Here is a 19,229-nt window from a genome sequence, read left to right on the forward strand (position 1 = left end):
AAATAGAAAAAAGGCGGTAAACCGCCTTTTCTATTTTTAACTTTATAGTTTAAAGTTTAAAGCTCATGCCTAAGAATAAACGTGGGCCATAATCATTCACTTCACCTAAATTATCTTCAACAAAGAAGTCTTGTGATTTAGGTGCACTAAATAAGTTAATTGCCTCAGCTTTGATTCTAAAGTGCTCATTGATTTTATACGATGCACGCATTTCCCACACACCTACAGCGTCAACATAGCGTAAACGAGTACCATTACTTGTATAAGGTTGGAAATACTCACTACGGTATTTGTAAATAACCGCAGTATCGAAGTCGCCAATTTGGTAGTAAAGTTGACTACTAAATACATGCTTAGAAAAACCAGGAACTGAACCTGGCTCAACAATGCCCTCTTTTAACTGTGTTGTATTACCATCAAGGTCAGTAGTGAATGTATCACCGTATAAGCTATCTTCAAATTCAAAATCAGTGTCAGCGAAGTTATAACCAAACTTTACACCTAAGCCATTATCCCAGCGGTAAGAAAACGAAGCTTCAAGACCGACTATTTCGCTGTCATCGTCTGATGTAACAGAGTTAGTAATAGGCAGAGATATACTTTCGCCATCTATTATAAACTCTTCTAAAATAGTTTGTTTTTCAAAACCACCTTGGAACTGTTTGTAATATAGACTAAACGCTACAATCGAATCTTCATTCGGATACCATTCCACCGCCGCATCATAGTTCCATGACATTAATGGCTGAGTGGCAGGGTTACCAGAACCGTTTACACCTACGACTAAATCAGAAAGTGAAGTGGCTGCACCATCATCGTTACTGTTCGTTGAAAATTCACGGTTAAAGCTCAAATCTGACGGGTCTGCGCGAGACATACCACGGTAAATACCCGCACGCAATAATATATCTTCGCTATAATCTACAACTAAGTTAAAGCTAGGCAAATATTTGGTATAACTAGAGCCGCTTTGAATTTTATCAAGTGTTGTAGAATCTGATACCAATTCAAGAAATCCAGTGTCTGCATCCGTACCAACAGAATAATCTGTTCTGAAGCCAACAGATGTTACTTCAGTATCTACTACACGAAGACCAAAGTTACCACGTATAAATTTACCAAACATCTCTGTATCGTAACTAGCCATTAAATACGCTGAAGTGGTTTTTTCCGTTACATCGACAGTACCAGTATTTTGGTATTCAACGTCAGGATAGGCGAACACACCGTTGTAATCGGCATCAGTTGCTGCAACTGCTTGCGAAAAACAGACGTTGTCGTAGGTTGCCCACGAAGCACCTGTACCTGAACCAATAACGTTACCATCACTATCAACATTAGTTACAATGTTGCCATCAGACACGCTTGATAAAAAGTCTGATTCAGGGAAGTCTATTTGACAGCCTTGCAGAATTTCAAGTGCCGTATCGTCACCTACTGTGTATTCGTTTCTTGAACCATTACCTTGGCTGCCACCGAATTGTATGAAAGAAAGCTCAGATGTTCTGATACCCCCTTCAATTTTAGTGAACATACCACTATCTAATTCATAATCAAAATCTAAACGCGCTGATTTTATTACATTTTCGCGAACATTCTCACGATCTAAACGTGTTCTTAAACTGTCAGTAAAATTAGAAATATCTGTAACATCAAAATCCGTTAATGTGAAATGAGGAATTTCATCGCCCAAATCCCAAGAGAAGAAATTACGATCCGATGTTCTACCGCGGTTTGAAATTTGTAGTTCTTCACGATCTGTTTTTGAATACGCTAAATCAAGATTAACCGTTAATCGGTCAGTTACATTATGTTCAATGTTTAAACCATACCCTTGGTAATTTTCTTCACGTTCAAATTGCTCACCCGCTGATTCAATTCGCTCTTCGCCTTCCCAATGTAAAATACCACCTACATCGTTAGTAACAAGTGTCGGGCCAGTAATACCTGGTGTTGCGCGTTTTTGTAAAAAAATTAAATCGTGGCGCGCTTCTTTTTGTGTTCTATCTGAAATCTGCGTATCAAAATTAATATCCCACGCATCTGAAGGCTGGTATTGCAATGCAAAAAATACTGCGTCACGCTCATCCGATGTTTCATTTTGACGAAAACTGCGACTACTGCCAGTCCACGCATAAGGCGTACCATCACTTTTTGCTTTACCGGTTTCAGAATCAATATCTGTATCATAGCCTTGGTTTTTTAATTTTTCGCCACCGACCTGATCTTCACAGTCACCAGCGCTGCTACGATAAAAACCTTCATTGGTATTGTTAGGATCGTTTAAACACGCCCATAATGAAGAGCCTGACGGGCTTGAGCTTCTATATTCAGCTTCTGGTTGGCTAATATCTTGGCGCTGTACACCAAAAGACACACCAACGGCTTGGCCGTTATCAAATTCAAACTGGTCCACATAACTAAACGTACCACGATAACCTAAATCGCTTTGTAATGAGTTTTCTACATTACTTTCATCAGGGTTATAGTTTAATTTAACTTCCCCTGATACGCGTTGCTTACCAAAATCGAGAGGGGTTACGGTTTCAAGAGCAATAACACCTGCAACACCACCTTCAATCATAGATGCATCTTGCGTTTTATAGATAGCTACTTTTTTTACGAGCTCTGATGGAAACTGTGAAAAGTTAACTGAGCGGTCACCACCACCATTGGTTGCTTCACGACCATTGATATGAGTGGCACTTAAAAATGGTCCAAGACCACGAATAGTAATCTCTGTTGCGCCACCATTTTCACGGTGAGATGCAGCACCTGTAATTGATTCCAGCGCTTCACCGATAGACAGTGCAGGTAAATCACCAATGTCTTCTGATGAAAGGCCATCAACTACAGTGGTAGACTCACGTTTAATAGCAATCTGATCTTGTATTGTTTTACGTGTACCTGTAACGCTAATGATTTCAACATCAGGTTCAACTTCAGTAACCTTTTTTTCAGCTTCCTGAGCTTGCGCAGTAAGTGCACAAGAACCAGCCATACCAGCAATTACCGCTGTTCTTACCCATTTTGCTATTGGACTTAGTACAAATGGTCCCGCTATCGAATTATTATTTTCTGACTTCAACGACATTAAAATTCTCCGTTGGTTGTTGTAGTGTGTTTTAGTTATGTGTCGCTTGTTATGCTTGTGTAGATAGAATGTGAATCCTGTATTTAATATACTCAACTGAAGTCACTTGATCAACCAATTTAACACTTAAATATTACCAGCGTTAAGACCAATTCTATTTTATAGGTATTACCAAGGGGTAAAATAGGTTGTTGGTACAAGTATTACGAATAAAATATTTGCTTATAAACGCAACATGCGTCTGGGCGTGTCTATCTATTGGGAGTCAATTTACCTGCTGCGCAGGTTTGAGGGGGTATTTGGGAGGAAATAAAAAGCCCCAAAATTGGGGCTAAAAAATTAGTAAGTTTTTAATCAAAACACCGATTAAACGTTTTACTACAAATTAATCGTTTTGTATTTTCCAAGTAGATCCAACACCCACTTCTGAAGTTTGAATATAATGAAGGCCTCTAGCACCAGCCAAAACCTGCGCACCAGTTGGTGATGTTTCTATTAGCGTACTTGTTGCTGTAACATACTCTAGCACTTCTTTATTATTAGTTGCTGGGTCTTGGTCGATAGCTCCATCAGTATCAAATGCACCATTACCGTTTAGTTTTCTGATTTCAACCCAGTCGCCGCTTGCATCACCTGATACTCGACTATCCGTATAACCAAAGTTGTTACTTAATACCGATGAAGTATGATTAATTAAGTCGCAGTCATATTCAAAAGCATGGTCACTACTAAGTGTATATGGGTAAAATAAACCTTGTGTTAATGCACTACTGGCAATTGTATCGCTACTAGATTGATCACCTAAACCGTTTGCAATTAAATTTCCATCAAAGTTGATAACAAACGCATTTTTGGTTAGACCATATAGCACTGGCGCATTCACTGCGGTTAACTCATCACAATCACTTGCTGGTGCTTTAGAGCCGATCTCAGTACTGAACACTATGGGTTGTTGAGAGTTTAATACCGTATTGTTCTTAACGTTAAGTGTAAAGTCACCAGCAGCATTTAGCACTGCTTGATTTCCTGACTTTGGTACGCCGCCATCGTCTTGCGAAAAGGGATTAGCTGTAAACACTATGCCACCCGCTTCTTTATTATCAGAGCGAATACCTGCAATATAGTTATTACTAACGGTATGTCCAAGTGGTGTAATTAACACACCGCTCGGTCTATCATCTGAGCTAGCAATATCCGTAGTACGAATAATCACATTATCTGTGACACTGTTAAATCCTCCATCTTCTAATGAAATACCGCCATTAGGATTTACAATTGTATTGCCTTTGATAGTTGCACCAGATGTTTGCACTTTGATTAAACGACGCCCTGTTACAAAGTTTTCTATCCTGTTGTATTGAATAGTAAAATTAGCGTTTTCTGCCGCGTCAGCGCCCGTTGTATTACCCGCATTAATTAGGTGTAAGCTTGATTCAGCAAAGTTTGGATTATTACTATTACTGAATAAATTATACTGAATAGTGTGATCAGAGCTTGAAGATGACATTTTAATCACAGAGCCTTCTTCTACCGTATTTCGGTTAGTAAACGTGTTTCGTTCCACTAGTGCGCCTTTACCTTTTAACACTATCCAATTGTATTTAGCGTTATTAAGTGAAGTGTCTTCTCCATCCATCGTATTTTGTGAAAATATAAAGTTATCGCCCTCTGAGTAAATTACAGTTTCTTCTTCGGTTTCACAAAATGCACCCGCTTTAGTGTCTATGTTTTTAAAGGTAAGCCCTGTTAATGCAGCGCCGTCAACGCCGTTGGCAACATGTACACATACTTCCCCGCTAAGTACCGGATTCTGCCCTTCTACAGCGCGCAGCGTTACTGCACTGGTTAATAAAATTGCGTCCATATCAGCATAAACACCGGTGTTTAAGCCAATAACATCGCCATCAGCTAAACCGCCACTTATAGCACCAAGGAGTGCTTCGGGGTTACTAACTAATTGTGTGTAAACCACTGTGTCAAGTGAGTTTGTAGCGCTACTTGCAAAGCCATCGTTGTCTGTATACGTAGCTGTAACTGACATTATTGAGCCTGCGTAAGCAGAAGGTGTAAATGTTTTACTATTGCTGCCAGCTATTTCAACGCCATCAGCAGACCAAGTATAAGTAACGTTAGCCTCTTCAACACCGTTGTTATCAGTTATCTCAGCGGTTAACTCACCACTTGTTAAATAAGGCACTACTCCCATAATGGCTACGCTACCGGCTTCGTCAACCGCAACAGCAGAAACAGCAATTGTTTCCTCTGATGTATTATCCTCGATAAATCCATTATCATCTGTATAAGCAACTTGCACACTTATTTTTTGACCTAAAAGTGATGCATCAACTGCAAAGGTGCTCTCTATTGCGCCATCTATCTCTTGTGCGTCAGCAAGCCATTGATAAGTAATATCTCCTGATGCTCCATCGGTATCATTAATTTCTGCTGTTAATGTGTTTCCAACAGTTGGCGTGCCGCTAATTATCACTTCACCCTCTGAGTTTGTTCGTGCTACAACCTCTGTACTGGCTGAAGTAACAGATTCAGCAAACCCACGTTCATCTTCAAAAGATGCACTAACAGTAATAACCGTACCAAACTGTGCGTCTGTTAACGTGAGCGTTGAAAGTACTTCATCTGCAATTTCTACATCATCCGCAAACCATTTATAAGTTACTGTATCGCCATCAAAACCATTTTCGTCAGCTACATTGGCAGTTAGTTGCGAACCAACTAGCGCGTCACCCGTAATGGTTAAGCTTGCAGGGAATGCAATTGCGGCAACATCTGCGGTTGGTTCTGTGATATGTGATTCATTAATGCCATCATCATCGGTATAAAGTGCTTGCGCAGTAATAGATAAGCCGATTTGGTCATCCGTTAATGTAAATGATGAACTTTTAGCCCCTTCAATAGCTTGCCCATCTGCATACCAAAAATATGTAATTTCACCCGATATCCCATCTGGGTCACTAACGGCCGTTGTTAATGTTTGCCCACTTGTTACTGTTCCGGTTAGAGCAATAGAGCCCAAGTTGTTGTCATTATTGTTTGAATCTGTGTCACAACCAACTATTGCTATCGCAATAGCGCATAGTGCAAAGTGTTTTAATTTCATGGTGGCTCTATTCTCCAAATTTATAGTTTTAATATTTGGCTATCTATTGTGTGTGTTACCAAATAAATCGCGCGCTTATTACCAAACCCATCTAAATTGCAAATGAATTGTTAACCAACTTGGTAATATAACCATAATAAAATAACTTTTTCCACTATACCCAACGAATTAAATAACAATAAATGAACATACAGTTAACCCTACGCTGTTATTTCTAGTCAAAAATTGAATTCAATCGTGCATAATTACTAGGAAAATACATAACCCTAGAGTAAAAAATTGGTTTTACTCGGGATTAAGTAAATAAGATTTATTTAATATGTGAAGTATTCTTACTTGAAGACTATAAAAAATTAAGAAATGCAGTGAATTTGCATAGAAAAGATTATTTACAAAGAAAATGAAAAATAAGGGTAAAAAAAGGGCAATTTTCTTGCCCCTTTTTTGTTGAGTGCTGTTTTATAACATAGCGCTATTATAAAATTCCACAGGTTCATTCGAGCCTAAAGCAACAGGCACACGTTGATGCAAGCTAGTTGGCGCAATATCTAAAATTCGCGCTCCTCTAGAGGTTGCTTTGCCACCTGCGTTTTCAACTAAAAGTGCTAACGGATTTGCTTCATAAAGCAGTCTTATTTTTCCGTTATCGTTACCGATACGTTTATCTTGTGGATACAAAAATAAACCGCCTCGGCATAAAATACGATGAACGTCGCCGACCATCGCTGCATTCCAACGGATTGAGCTTTTTTCGAAGTTTTCACAGGTGTATAGCAATTTATCAAAATACACTTGTGTTGGTTCGTCCCAGTAACGGTAGTTAGCCATATTAACGGCAAATTCACGACTTTGTTCTGGCACACTTAACTGCTTATTTGTCAGTAAGTAACCGCCATGTGTTGAGTCTAACGTATAACAACGTGTTGGCCCGCCAGTGCTCATTACAAGTAATGATGAAGGGCCGTATAACACATAACCTGCACATACTTGATTTATACCAGGCTGACTAAATTGCTCGTCGCTGTCAAAAGGAACATCATCACGGGCTAAGTAAATAGTAAATATAGTGCCTATTTGCCCATTAACATCAATATTAGAAGAGCCATCTAGCGGGTCAAAAGCAACAATAAATTGACCTTCAGGATGGCCACCTACCGCATGATCTTCTTCCTCTGATGCAACTGCTCGTACGCTGCTATCGTCAAGTAGGATGTCTTTAAGTAGTTGATTTGCGATTACATCAAGCTTTTTTTGAACTTCACCTTGAACGTTTTCATTCAATGTTGAACCTAAAACACCGGCTAATTCACCTTGGCTTACTCGAAAGGCGATTTCTTTACTGGTCGCTAAAATTGTGCGAATAAGTAAAATAAGGTCGGTATTTACACCGTCTTCTTTCAATACTGTATTTAATCTTTTCATACGCTATACCTATTTACACAATTTAGATCGTCAAAGCATTGCTCTAGCCTTGCAACCATACTTTGCTCTGAATGACGCAGCCATACGCGAGGGTCGTAATATTTTTTGTTTGGCTTATCATCCCCATCAGGGTTACCAATTTGCCCTTGTAGGTATGCTTGGTTGTCTTTGTAGTAATCTAAAATACCTGTCCAACACGCCCACTGCGTATCGGTATCAATATTCATCTTCACTACGCCATACGTTAAAGACTCTGCAATTTTACTGTACTCAGAACCACTACCACCATGAAAAACAAAGTTAATTGAGTTACTTGGTAGATTAAATTTTTCTGATACGTAAGCTTGTGAATCTTTTAAAATAGTTGGCGTAAGAACAACGTTACCCGGTTTATATACACCATGAACATTGCCAAAAGATGCCGCAATTATAAAGTTAGGGCTAATACGACTTAAACGCTCGTAAGCAAATGCAACATCTTCAGGTTGAGTATATAAAGCAGAACTATCTAAGTGTGAGTTATCAACACCGTCTTCTTCGCCGCCCGTGCAGCCAAGCTCAATCTCTAGCGTCATACCTATTTTTGCCATACGCATTAAGTAACGTTCGCAAATTTCGATATTTTCTTCTAAAGGCTCTTCTGACAAATCAATCATATGCGAGCTAAACAGTGGTTTGCCAGTCAGTTCAAAGTGTCTCTCACCTTCATCAAGCAAACCATCAATCCAAGGTAGTAGCTTTTTAGCTGCATGATCAGTATGAAGCATCACTGCCACTTCATAATGTGCTGCCACTGAATGTACATATCTTGCAGCACTTACCGCCCCAAGCACTGCTGATTGTTGCTCTGGTAAGGATAAGCTTTTACCACAAAAAAATTGAGCTCCACCATTAGAAAGCTGAATAATAACGGGCGAGTTTTTCTTTTTAGCAGCTTCTAGCGTCGCATTTATAGATGTTGTACTAACAACATTTACCGCTGGTAACGCATATTGGTTAGTACGTGCGTGTTCATACACAGCACTTACTTCGTCGCCAACGATTACGCCTGGCAGTATTGTTGGGGCTAAATAATTCATTTATCAGATCCTTTCTACTTTAAAGCTTGGATACAAGAATCGGTAATTGCTTGCCAATTTTCTTGTTCAACCCATTCTTTTTTCGCTATCCAAGTACCGCCAACGGCGAATACATTATTTAAAGAAAGATAGTCCATTTTGTTACTTTCGCTAACACCACCTGTAGGACAAAAGCTGACTGCTCTAAATACTGACGACACAGCTGATACAAAAGGTGCTCCACCGGCAAGCGAAGCCGGGAATAATTTTTGCTCTTCAAAGCCATATTCAAGCGCCATTAAAATATCACCGGTGTTTGATACACCAGGAAGTACCGGTACATTACATTTAGCAAGCGCTGTAAGTAATGCAGGAGACACCGCTGGCGTTACAATAAAGTCAGAACCAGCTTTAAGTGCTTGCTCTAAAATATCAGTATTTATGACTGTACCCGCACCTACTTTTAGCTCAGGCACTTGTGCTTTAATAGCTTTTAATGCCTCTATTGATGCCTCTGTTCTTAGTACTACTTCAACTAGAGTAAGGCCCGCGTTAGCCATGGCTTTTGCTATTTGAACACCTTGCTCTGGCGTATCAGCTTGAATTATAGGTAGCAGTGTTTGTCCTGACATAAGTTCAGAAAAGCGAGTCATAACGTTGTTCCTTTATAAAAAGTAATGCGGCCTATGTATGGCGGCCTTTAATGTTTGATTAACCTGAACTCTAGATAATAAATCTATCTCAAGCAGCTATTTTCAGCGCTAACTGTGTTGAATTTACTTGCAATAGGCCCGCTATTGACGCGTAAATTCGCCTTGTTTTCACTGACAATCTCTAGCTAGAGAAAATAATTTTAAATATCACCATGATTCAATATGTTAGTAAATCTCTTAACCAGAGTTCAGGTTAATTATTTTGTTATACCAATTGCATTAAATTAATGAGCTATTATAGCGACAAGAAAATAGCTCAATAACAAGGCTAAAATTATGATACATAGTTGCTCTATATAAATAATTTTTAACGTAGTTAGTGAGTTATTTAATACGCTAAGGTGATCATGTTTTTAATAAAATTGGTATCAGCTCCCAGCTTCAGCCATTGCTAGCTGAAATATATCTTTTGGAGCAATTGCGCCTGGCTGTTGTATAACAGCACCTGCTGCTTTTGCAGCAAGTTGTACAGCACTTGAAATTGATTTATCAGTTAAACGAGCACCTAAATAAACACCGTTAAAGGCATCGCCAGCGGATGTCGTATCTACAACATTTGTTACCGGTATTATGGTGTGGCTTTGAAGCGTATCGCCCTCTTTTGTCACTACCGATTCAGGGCCATTTTTAACAACAATTTCTTCAATTTGGTAAGGTTTTAAATATTCAACAACCGCTTCTACGCTATGTACGTCATAAAGTGCTGTTAAATCTTCAACCCCTGGTAGGGTGATATCTGCAAGCGTAAAAGCTAAATGATATTGCTCTTTAGTTTCCTCTACACTATTCCACAAACGCGCTCTGTAATTAGGATCAAAAACTATTTTAACCCCAGCATCTTTAAGCTGCTTTACAACTTTCCAAAAGTGCTTACGTGCACTTTCTTCAATTATTGCTAATGAAATTCCTGAAAAGAAAAACATATCACCTTGGCTAAGCTGCTCGAGCGCATCAGAATCTAAAAAATCAACAACCTTTTTAGCTGCAGAATCATTACGCCAATAAATAAAGCTACGCTCACCATGCTCATCGGTTTCTATGTAGTACATACCTGGTACTTTGGTGTCGTGAGCAAATACAAGTTGTGTATTTATTTTTTCACTTTCAAAGCGTTCTAGCATTTTTTTACTTAAATTATCTTGACCTAAAGCCGTAACAACCGAAGTAGTAACCTGCGGGAAGCAACGTTTTAAATACACTGCAGAATTATAAACATCGCCTGCAAATGATTGGTGTAGTGTGCCTGCGCTCATAGCTCTAAGCTCGACCATGCATTCACCGATAAAGTAAATATTTTTCATCTTGGAAGTTACCCTATGTAGTTAACTGCTATGCGCTTATACAGAATATGTTGGCATAGCAGTTATTATCTAGATTATTGAGGCTTTTTAAGAGGTTCTATTTTTGGAATTAAAATCCAAACAGCTGCCATTGCTATAATGGCTAAAGAAGCACCAATTACAAATGCTGGCGTGTAGTTACCATCAGCAGTAAGAATAGGCACAAGCGATGTAAGGCCTACAGCACCAAGTTTTGCCGCCATACCAGAAAAACCTGATAATGTACCTACCGCTTTTTTGCCTAACAAATCACTTGGTAGTGTTTGCACATTACCAATTGCAGTTTGAAAACCAAATAAAATAACAGCCATAATAAGCACCGCTGTCGTTGGTCCGCCAGGATTGGCCATCGCAAGTAACGCTGGTAGCATAATTAAACAACCTAGCGTAATAGTTAACTTACGTGTTTTATCTGTATTCCAACCGGCTTTAAGCCTGTTTTGTGCCAATAAGCCACCAAACCAAGCACCAAACATAGCGCCAACATAAGGTACCCAACCATATATACCAATAGATTTAACATCCATGCCGTATACTTCGTTTAGGTAAATAGGGATCCAAAAAACAAATAACCACCAAATTGGGTCAATTGCGGCAGAGGCAATGATTACACCCCAGCTTTGCTTACGAGAAAGTAACTCAGCAGTTGAAGGATTATATTCTTCTTCGCCTGTTACATCGCCATTATCATCAACACGTCTTTGACCTGTTAAAATGTATTCACGTTCTTCAGCTGTAAGCCAAGGATGAGAGCTAGGCGGCGCTTTAACTAAAATTAACCAAGGCACTAACCAAAGAAAACCTAATACGCCCACAAAAACAAACACCATTTGCCAGCTAAAGTAGATAGTTAAATAAGCAATTAAAGGAATAGCAATAATACCGCCAATTGCGGCGCCAGAGTTGAAGATACCCTGTGCTAAAGCACGTTCTTTAGTAGGGAACCATTCTGCGTTACCTTTAGCTGCACCTGGCCAATTACCGGCTTCTGCTACACCTAAGATTGCGCGAAAAATACTAAGACTAAGTACACCTTGTGCAAATGCATGCGCAACGGTTGCAATAGACCAAACACCTATTGACAGTACAAAACCGAAGCGTGTGCCTACCCAGTCAAATATTTTACCAAATATGGCTTGACCAAATGCATAAGCAAATACAAACACAATTGAAATATTAGCGTATATTTGTTTGCGTTCTAGCGCTGATTCATCAGGAAATAAATCTTCAACAATGTCCGGCCAAAGCACACTAAGTGCTTGGCGGTCTATATAGTTAATAATGGTAGCTAGCGCAATTAGCGCTATAACCCACCAACGTAAGCCTTTAAGTTGCATAATTAATCCTCAAGAAAGTCTTCACGCGCTGGGCTAAAAGTATCAATCAGGATTCCGCCTGTTGGACAGGTAGCTCCATGATCAGCAAATGGTGGGATTAAGCAGCTATCACCCGGTTTTAAGATTTTAGTTACGCCATCAATGTTAAAGTGAAACTCACCTTCAACAACATACGTTACTTGAGAATGTCTGTGAGCATGGTTATAACCAATAGCCCCTTTCTCAAACCAAATTTTAACAGCCATTAGCTCTTCGTTATAACCTAGCATTTGACGTTTTAGACCATTTCCTAAGTCTTCTATTTCGGTCTCGTTACCAAATGAAAAGTTTGCGCTTTGCTTTTGCATCCTATTTACTCCTGATTATTGTTCATCATATAAACGCCTAATCGGCCATTTAAAGTGAACTCTTTATTTTGATAATTGAATGTGTTTTTAGCTGATGTTGGTGCTTTATTAATTGCCACTAAATATGAGTTGCCTTTAATATCAAGTTCAACAAGTGTTAAATCGCCCTGCTGACTATATTCAAGCTTTGTAACTCGACTAACAGCTTCTAGGGTATATTCTTTACTTGGGTTGTACTCACCATGTGGCTCTAATACAGATATAAACTTATGTTGCTTTTGACCCTCAACACGACGAATAAAACCGTTTTCGTTGCGTAAATTAAAGTGAGGGTCATTTGCGCCTATTTGAGTAAACAAGAAAGACTCATCACCTTTAACCAAGCTCGTTTGCGTATAAAAGCGACCATTTTCGTTTAGCCACGTTACTTTAGCTAAACCACTTTGAGGTTGCGCTTGAGCTTTAAGCCATAGATGTTGGTAGCCATTTTTAGTACCTAGCGCAGACAGTTGTGTTGCATTTGCTTTTAACTCAAAGCTGGTATCGATAAGCTGACCTTTATAATGCAAAGGCAGGTCAAGTTGATGCGCTTCATTTGCAGCAACATCAAATATATCAAGTGCAACTGTGCTTTGTAGTTCAGGTAAGTTAATAAGTGCAAGCGTACGCTCAAGATCAACGCCGTTATAAGCTGTGCTTATTTCGCCGCTTGAAATCGTGCCGTATTCATTTGTTTCGAAAAAGTTAAGTGTAGGGTAATTACTATTTCCTACTTCAACATTTGCATTAAAATGCGTTGTTTCGTCAACCACTACCGTATTGTGCGCAACAGTGTGTTTAGCGTAAGTTTCGTTTTCAGGTAAATAACGACCGCCGTATTTAGCTTCTACATTTAAAAAACGTGCTGCGCCATAATCAGATACAATTTCATTACCGTGGTCGTAAAATTGCCATGTTAGTTTGTCAAAATGACCGTGACCTAAGCCTTGTGCAGCAGGTTTAAATAGCAGTGCTTGATCGCCACCTACCTGCGTTCTCATTACAACTAGAGCACCTTGTTTACCGTCATTACCATCGCCGAAGGCAACAGATTTAAACGAATAAGGTTTTGCCATGTTGTTATCAAGTGCTTGAGCTACTTTTAGTCCATCACCAGAGAGAATTATTTGGTCTTGTTGCTTAGCAATATCTAAATAACCCGCATCGTTGGTTAAGCCATAGGCTGCCGTTACACCATTAACTAACTCAATGGTATCGATACCTTTACTTTTTATTGCATCGTTAATTGGGAAAAACAAACCGTTGTAGCTAAGTTGAATCGTCGTATCAATCGCTTTTAATAATATGCCATCACGATATTCAAATATTTTTCGTTGTGGTTCGTTATTTTCAATCGCTTTAGCAAACGTTACAAAGGGTAATAGTGCAAAGCGTTGATAGTAAGGACCTTCGTTATAGTAACCTTGTGGTGAAAACAGCATCTCTAGCTGCTTAATAAAGCCACCCTTACCCGACTTTTCTAAATCGTATAATGATTTTTCTACCCACTCAGATTCGCCTAATACATACCCTGCCATGCCAACACCCGCTGTTGCCCATGTTCCATGGTTATGTACTTTATTAAATGTAGAGGGTTGGCCTACAGACGTGAACAACGAAACAGGACGGAGTAAGTCATTCTCGATTGTTTTAATGTTATCGGCATTTAACGAGTCATGAATTAGATCATAAGCTTGTATTGTGTACACAAGCCACATTGCTTCATTTAGGCTTTGCCAAAAAAACTTACCTGGATTTTGCGAGTCCATTTTACGTTTTGGATGCAGACCAAGCGTTGGGTATAATTTTGCATACTCAAGCAACATATCACGTACATAGTTTGCATATTTATCATCTTGGCTTAGTTGATAAATGATGCCTGCGTTATACATAAGCTGATAATTTTTTTTGTGGCGTTCATGTGTATAACCACCACCACCATCTTTTGGTACAGGTACCGCAATTGGTTGAGCTATTTGTTCGTCTACTTGCGCTTTTAATAGCTCAAACGCAGTAGAAAATTTACCTTCGCTGCCTATTGCTTGGCGCATTTGCTTAACATCATCAGTAGTAATTACTAAGTTTGGGTGCGCTGCATGCGCCCCCAATGATGTTAGTAATGTAAGTGCAGCTACAGCGGCTATTTTAAAACCTGTTTGGCATTTTAATAAGTACATAGTATTTACCCTGCCTTATTTAAAATGTTGTTGTTTTTTAATACTGCCGTGTGTGGGCCTTTAACTCTTAGTTCTTTAACACTTGGTGCTTTAGTTGCATCAAATGTATTGTCTGAGATTTCAGTTTTAGGCTCGCCTACTGTGTGCTCTACAACAATAGGAGCAGATTTAACAAATTTATTATCTTTGATATTAGTAACCTGAACACCGTGAACATAAATGCTCGCTTGCTCTTTGTTACGCTTACCAAGGCCGACGTTATTAAGCGTGTTATTTGTCATTTCAAAATGGGGGCCAAATGTACTTTCATCAGAACCACCACGGTAAAGCTTAACTATGCCGCCTTTTACATCATTAAATGTATTATTATTGACAATAACGTATTCGGCGTTATAAACACCTAAGTCTTCAATTTCAGTATTTAAACGTAAAATATCGCCAGTTACTGCATTAAAGGTATTATCTGTAACAATAATTTCGTCAGCCATTGCGCCTTTACCAGTGATAAAGAAATGGAATGAATGATTAATATCTAAAGCATTTAACTGTGAGTTGGTCATTACAAAGCGGTAATTATCAACCATACCCCATTTTTGCGTACGAACAATGCTGTTACCTATTGCATCTGGCGCGTTTTCACCTGAAATTGATAAACCATCTAGTTTTAAGCTGCCGCCATCATGTATTTCAAACAAGGTAGAGCGTTGAAAAGTAAGTTTAGACTTTGCGCTCTGCTTCGCTTTAATTGTCAACGTTTTATCAATTTTAACCAGTTTAGAAACATCATACTGGCCAGGCGCTAGTTCTAGAACATCGCCAGACTCTGCATTATCAATAGCGTCTAGTAATGCACTTACATCAGCTTTAACAGAATGTGTCTTACCAGAATCAAAATCAACTAAAGCAGGTACTTTTGCATACCAGCTAACACCGGTATCTTCTTTTTTAAGTACTTTTAAATCGCGCTTTGCACCTACATTTAAACTTTTAGATGTTGGGTAAAGTAGACCATTACTTGCTTTTTCAAGCGTGATTTTTTCTTTTTTTACACCGTAAGTTAGCTCAGAAAGCACTTTTGTATCTGCAATGTTGTTACTTAGTACCAGCCCGCTTACATCGTCGAATGTGGTAAATGGCTGTTCACCATCTTGATTTATGATTAAGTTGTTTTTCATTACGCTATTTTTAGGGGTTGCGCTACGCTCAGCATCGCTACCTGCAGCAAGTTGAATATGACGCACATTTATAAATGTGTTGTTTTCAATCGTCGCATTTTCTACTTGGTGATAACGATTAATAGATGAATTTGGTACGCCGTTCATCACAGTAAAACCACTGCCAAAACGATAGCCTGTTAGGCCTTGTAGGTAGTTATTTCTTACAATTTGATCTTTATTGATAACGCGGATACCACCTGTGTGATCAACACCATTACCAATAAAAATATTTTCTTCTATAAGATTACCATTACCATGGCGCAGCGTTAATGTACCGCGCGCTTCATAAAATACGTTATTACGAAGGATGTTTTTGCCTGATTTAACCGAAACAATTTCTACTTCACCATTGGTACGTTCAAAGTAATTATTTTCAACCAATGTATGCGAATCAGTTAGTGAGTAGTGGCTGGTGCCAATACGCAGGGTTTCACCACCGTTCGAACCAAAAGTAGGACGGTAGCCAAAATAGTTGTTGTCTATGTGGTGATAGTTTTCCTGGCTTGCTTTAGTGTTTAAACGAACAGCAACTGTCACACCTTTATTTCGTTTGCCAACTAAATGACTATGATCAAAGCGGTTATGCTGTCCATATAAGGCAACCCAATAATCAGACTCTCGTTTGTCTGGATTACTGTAATTATCGATTACTGTTTGAGTAACTCGTGAATTGTAGGCTAATTCATTTTTATTTTTACGAAATTCTATTACAGCTGAGCTCGGTGTGTAGCCGTCTTTAAATACTAAACCTGAGGCTTCAAGGTATTTACCTGCAAGTCTTAGGTTAGATTGACCTGATAGAATTACTTTTCCGTTAGTTTCAGCGGTTAATATAATAGGAGAGTTTTTTGTACCTTGGCCTTCAAGTAGGATTTCGAAGTCAGACCAAGTACCATTTTTAAGTACTACTTTGTCGCCAGCAACTAGATTGGCTGCGATATCATTAAAAGCTTGTTTACTTTCTATAAAATAATCTTTGGCCGCTATTTGTGTGGATATGCAACCGATGAGAACTAGACTAAGCTTTATTGTATTAATCAAACGCATAGTTAACTCTTTTTCGTTGTGACTGAAAGTAATGCTTCATCAGAATTTAAAAAAGCTGACATTGCACAAAGACTTTAGTCAATTGGTGTCATGTGTGTTAAAGCGCCTTAAGTTAAAAACTTAAAGCGCTCAATAAGGTCGAGAAGTATTACTTTTCTAACTTTTTGAAGTAATCAAAAATTTCAGGAACGTTACCTTGACCCATACCAGCGTCAAACGCTGCTTGTAGGTTAGCTGATGAACCTTCAGCGATTTTTGATTCAGTACCTAGGTCTTCTACCATTTGTAGGAAGTAGCCTAAATCTTTGTTTGCATTAGCAATCGAGAAACCAAGGTCGCTAACATTATCAACTGCATAGTTTTTACAAAATTGCATAAACGGTGAGTTAGATGGACCAGTCGACATGATGTCGAAAAGTTGTTGACGATCAACACCAGCAAGCTCTGCCACTGCAAATGCTTGTGACATAGCACAAACTGTCGTCATGCCCATAAAGTTGTTGATTAGCTTAGTTGTATGACCTGCACCTAGCTCGCCAAGATGGAAAACGTTTTCACCTTGATCTTCCAGTACTGGTTTAACTTTATTGAATGTATCAATATCACCTGCAGCCATAATGTTTAAAAGACCGTCTTTAGCATGTGCTGGTGTACGACCTAGTGGCGCGTCGATCATGCCTGCGCCTTTAGCGGCTAAATCAGCACCAATTTTTTTCGTAGATGATGGGATAGAAGTACCAAAATCAACTAATACTGCACCTTCTTTAATGCCCGCTAGGATACCGTCTTCTGCGTAAACGATTTTTTCTACAACGGCAGACGTTGTAAGACAAAACATAACAATATCAGAACCTTCAGCTAGCTCTTTTGCAGTGCTTGCTGTTTTTGCACCTCGAGCAACACATGCTGCAACCGCATCTTTACTAAGGTCCATAACAATTAGCTCATAGCCTTTGTTTTGTAAATTTTCGGCCATATTGCCGCCCATAAGGCCTAGACCAATGAAACCAATAACAGGTTTTGACATGAATAACTCCTAGATATGATGGCGCAAACTTTTATGAGTATGAGTAATGATTTACCCCATAAAATAGGTACGCTCTGTCTTTATTTTAATTCAGTAGAGTAACCCTTAGTAAGCTAATGAAATAAACCATCTATGTTCTGCAATTTTGCTATATAAAATAACTCTACCTATAAATAAGTTGTCTTATTTGGCTGAAACATTACTGGTTATATATTAACTACGACTAAGTATTACTCTGATAATTTACCAACATATTTAACCCCCTGAAAACAGAGGTTACCAATTGGTATGCAAAAACTTTATTACCATACAGTAATTTTGTCAACCAATAAGTTAACTTTGTAAAACATGTCAATTTACAATGCATTAAACCAAAAACAACTAAGTTACTTAATAACAACAACTTGGTTAATAAAAACCATATTTCAAGCAATAATTTCCAATAAATATTTAAATGTTTTCATAACCATTCACAGGTTGACCAATAATCAAACTTTCACTGTTAAACTTGTTATATTAGACAAAAATAAAGTAAATCAATAAATAAATGTTGTAACAGGATTAGCTCAACCGATTTTATTTGCCTAGCTTGCCTTCATCTATTGCAAAAGCGCATAAAGCTCATACACTGTGCAGTAAATAACAGCTTAATAAATGAAACTAAGGTAGTAAAAATGCGCTTATTACATACTATGCTGCGTGTAGCCGATTTGAATAAATCAATTGCTTTTTATACTGAAATACTAGGTATGAAGGAATTACGCAGAGCCGATAACAGTGAATACAGATACACGCTTGCTTTTGTTGGATATGGCGATGAAGTAGATAACACAGTGTTAGAACTAACTTATAACTGGGACGAAGATAGCTACGACCTTGGTAATGGATATGGCCATATTGCTATTGAGTTTGATGATATTTACAAAGCATGTGCTGATATTAAAGCTGCCGGTGGCAATGTAAGCCGTGAACCTGGGCCTGTAAAAGGTGGTACTACTGAAATTGCTTTTGTAAAAGACCCTGATGGTTATGCAATTGAGTTAATTCAGAAAAAAATATGAGTGAATCTTAAATTACCTACCAACTAATTCAAGTTATAACAATTTGCTTAATGCTAGTCTGCTTATATATGGGGTCTATTTAACGTTAAGAAAATTACGCTAGAACTAGGCAAAAATTTTTGTATCTAGTTGTTCTAAATGAAAATTTTTAACGACGTTATAGTGCAATTTAATTCGTTAAATTGTTCAAAGATTCATGCTGGTTGGTATAACTATGGAGGGATTTAATTTT

The 19,229-nt window shown here is 38.5% G+C and carries 12 protein-coding genes; 1 reads left to right on the forward strand and 11 read right to left on the reverse strand.

Translation table 11 applies throughout. The annotated features are described in order from the left end of the window. Positions 1-49: 49 nt before the first annotated feature. From LOS73_RS15120 to LOS73_RS15170, 11 genes are all read right to left on the reverse strand, one after another. The gene (locus LOS73_RS15120) at positions 50-3,094 is read right to left on the reverse strand and encodes a TonB-dependent receptor (RefSeq protein ID WP_457933929.1); all 3,045 of its coding nucleotides are present in this window, start codon (positions 3,092-3,094) and stop codon (positions 50-52) included. Between the two features lie 385 nt (positions 3,095-3,479). Then, positions 3,480-6,212: a poly(beta-D-mannuronate) lyase gene (locus tag LOS73_RS15125; protein WP_457933930.1), complete on the reverse strand. Its 2,733-nt coding sequence runs from the start codon at positions 6,210-6,212 to the stop codon at positions 3,480-3,482. Between the two features lie 459 nt (positions 6,213-6,671). After that, positions 6,672-7,634 carry a class 1 fructose-bisphosphatase gene (locus LOS73_RS15130; RefSeq protein ID WP_096792784.1) on the reverse strand — a complete coding sequence of 321 codons (963 nt, stop codon included), beginning with the start codon at positions 7,632-7,634 and terminating at the stop codon, positions 6,672-6,674. Beyond that, positions 7,631-8,713: a class II fructose-bisphosphate aldolase gene (gene fbaA, locus LOS73_RS15135; RefSeq protein WP_149606176.1), complete on the reverse strand. Its 1,083-nt coding sequence runs from the start codon at positions 8,711-8,713 to the stop codon at positions 7,631-7,633. Before fbaA ends, LOS73_RS15130 begins: the two co-directional genes overlap by 4 nt. A gap of 14 nt (positions 8,714-8,727) precedes the next feature. Next, positions 8,728-9,345: a bifunctional 4-hydroxy-2-oxoglutarate aldolase/2-dehydro-3-deoxy-phosphogluconate aldolase gene (gene eda / locus LOS73_RS15140; RefSeq protein ID WP_033040597.1), complete on the reverse strand. Its 618-nt coding sequence runs from the start codon at positions 9,343-9,345 to the stop codon at positions 8,728-8,730. A gap of 428 nt (positions 9,346-9,773) precedes the next feature. Beyond that, on the reverse strand, positions 9,774-10,706 hold the full coding sequence (locus tag LOS73_RS15145) for a sugar kinase (protein ID WP_033040596.1): 933 nt from the start codon (positions 10,704-10,706) through the stop codon (positions 9,774-9,776). A 74-nt stretch (positions 10,707-10,780) separates the two neighbouring features. Continuing rightward, the gene (locus LOS73_RS15150) at positions 10,781-12,082 is read right to left on the reverse strand and encodes an MFS transporter (protein ID WP_007378592.1); all 1,302 of its coding nucleotides are present in this window, start codon (positions 12,080-12,082) and stop codon (positions 10,781-10,783) included. A 2-nt stretch (positions 12,083-12,084) separates the two neighbouring features. Further along, positions 12,085-12,429: a cupin domain-containing protein gene (locus tag LOS73_RS15155; RefSeq protein ID WP_002962963.1), complete on the reverse strand. Its 345-nt coding sequence runs from the start codon at positions 12,427-12,429 to the stop codon at positions 12,085-12,087. 5 nt (positions 12,430-12,434) lie between these two features. Next, entirely contained in the window at positions 12,435-14,645 is a 2,211-nt protein-coding gene (locus LOS73_RS15160) for a heparinase II/III domain-containing protein (protein WP_457933931.1), read from the reverse strand. A gap of 5 nt (positions 14,646-14,650) precedes the next feature. Then, entirely contained in the window at positions 14,651-16,909 is a 2,259-nt protein-coding gene (locus LOS73_RS15165) for a chondroitinase-B domain-containing protein (protein WP_457933932.1), read from the reverse strand. Between the two features lie 148 nt (positions 16,910-17,057). After that, positions 17,058-17,936: an NAD(P)-dependent oxidoreductase gene (locus tag LOS73_RS15170; RefSeq protein ID WP_002962960.1), complete on the reverse strand. Its 879-nt coding sequence runs from the start codon at positions 17,934-17,936 to the stop codon at positions 17,058-17,060. 674 nt (positions 17,937-18,610) lie between these two features. On the opposite strand from LOS73_RS15170, the gene gloA reads away from it, so the two are divergent. Beyond that, positions 18,611-18,997 (forward strand): lactoylglutathione lyase, encoded by a 387-nt coding sequence (gloA, locus tag LOS73_RS15175; RefSeq protein WP_007378595.1) that lies wholly within the window; start codon positions 18,611-18,613, stop codon positions 18,995-18,997. Positions 18,998-19,229: the final 232 nt, after the last annotated feature.

It is taken from the genome of Pseudoalteromonas sp. SCSIO 43210 (assembly GCF_054133285.1).

Bases quoted from the DNA above. Each gene is read 5' to 3' on its own strand.
- LOS73_RS15120 (WP_457933929.1), bottom strand. From the start codon at position 3,094: ATGTCGTTGAAGTCAGAAAATAATAATTCGATAGCGGGACCATTTGTA.
- LOS73_RS15125 (WP_457933930.1), bottom strand. From the start codon at position 6,212: ATGAAATTAAAACACTTTGCACTATGCGCTATTGCGATAGCAATAGTT.
- LOS73_RS15130 (WP_096792784.1), bottom strand. From the start codon at position 7,634: ATGAAAAGATTAAATACAGTATTGAAAGAAGACGGTGTAAATACCGAC.
- fbaA (WP_149606176.1), bottom strand. From the start codon at position 8,713: ATGAATTATTTAGCCCCAACAATACTGCCAGGCGTAATCGTTGGCGAC.
- eda (WP_033040597.1), bottom strand. From the start codon at position 9,345: ATGACTCGCTTTTCTGAACTTATGTCAGGACAAACACTGCTACCTATA.
- LOS73_RS15145 (WP_033040596.1), bottom strand. From the start codon at position 10,706: ATGAAAAATATTTACTTTATCGGTGAATGCATGGTCGAGCTTAGAGCT.
- LOS73_RS15150 (WP_007378592.1), bottom strand. From the start codon at position 12,082: ATGCAACTTAAAGGCTTACGTTGGTGGGTTATAGCGCTAATTGCGCTA.
- LOS73_RS15155 (WP_002962963.1), bottom strand. From the start codon at position 12,429: ATGCAAAAGCAAAGCGCAAACTTTTCATTTGGTAACGAGACCGAAATA.
- LOS73_RS15160 (WP_457933931.1), bottom strand. From the start codon at position 14,645: ATGTACTTATTAAAATGCCAAACAGGTTTTAAAATAGCCGCTGTAGCT.
- LOS73_RS15165 (WP_457933932.1), bottom strand. From the start codon at position 16,909: ATGCGTTTGATTAATACAATAAAGCTTAGTCTAGTTCTCATCGGTTGC.
- LOS73_RS15170 (WP_002962960.1), bottom strand. From the start codon at position 17,936: ATGTCAAAACCTGTTATTGGTTTCATTGGTCTAGGCCTTATGGGCGGC.
- gloA (WP_007378595.1), top strand. From the start codon at position 18,611: ATGCGCTTATTACATACTATGCTGCGTGTAGCCGATTTGAATAAATCA.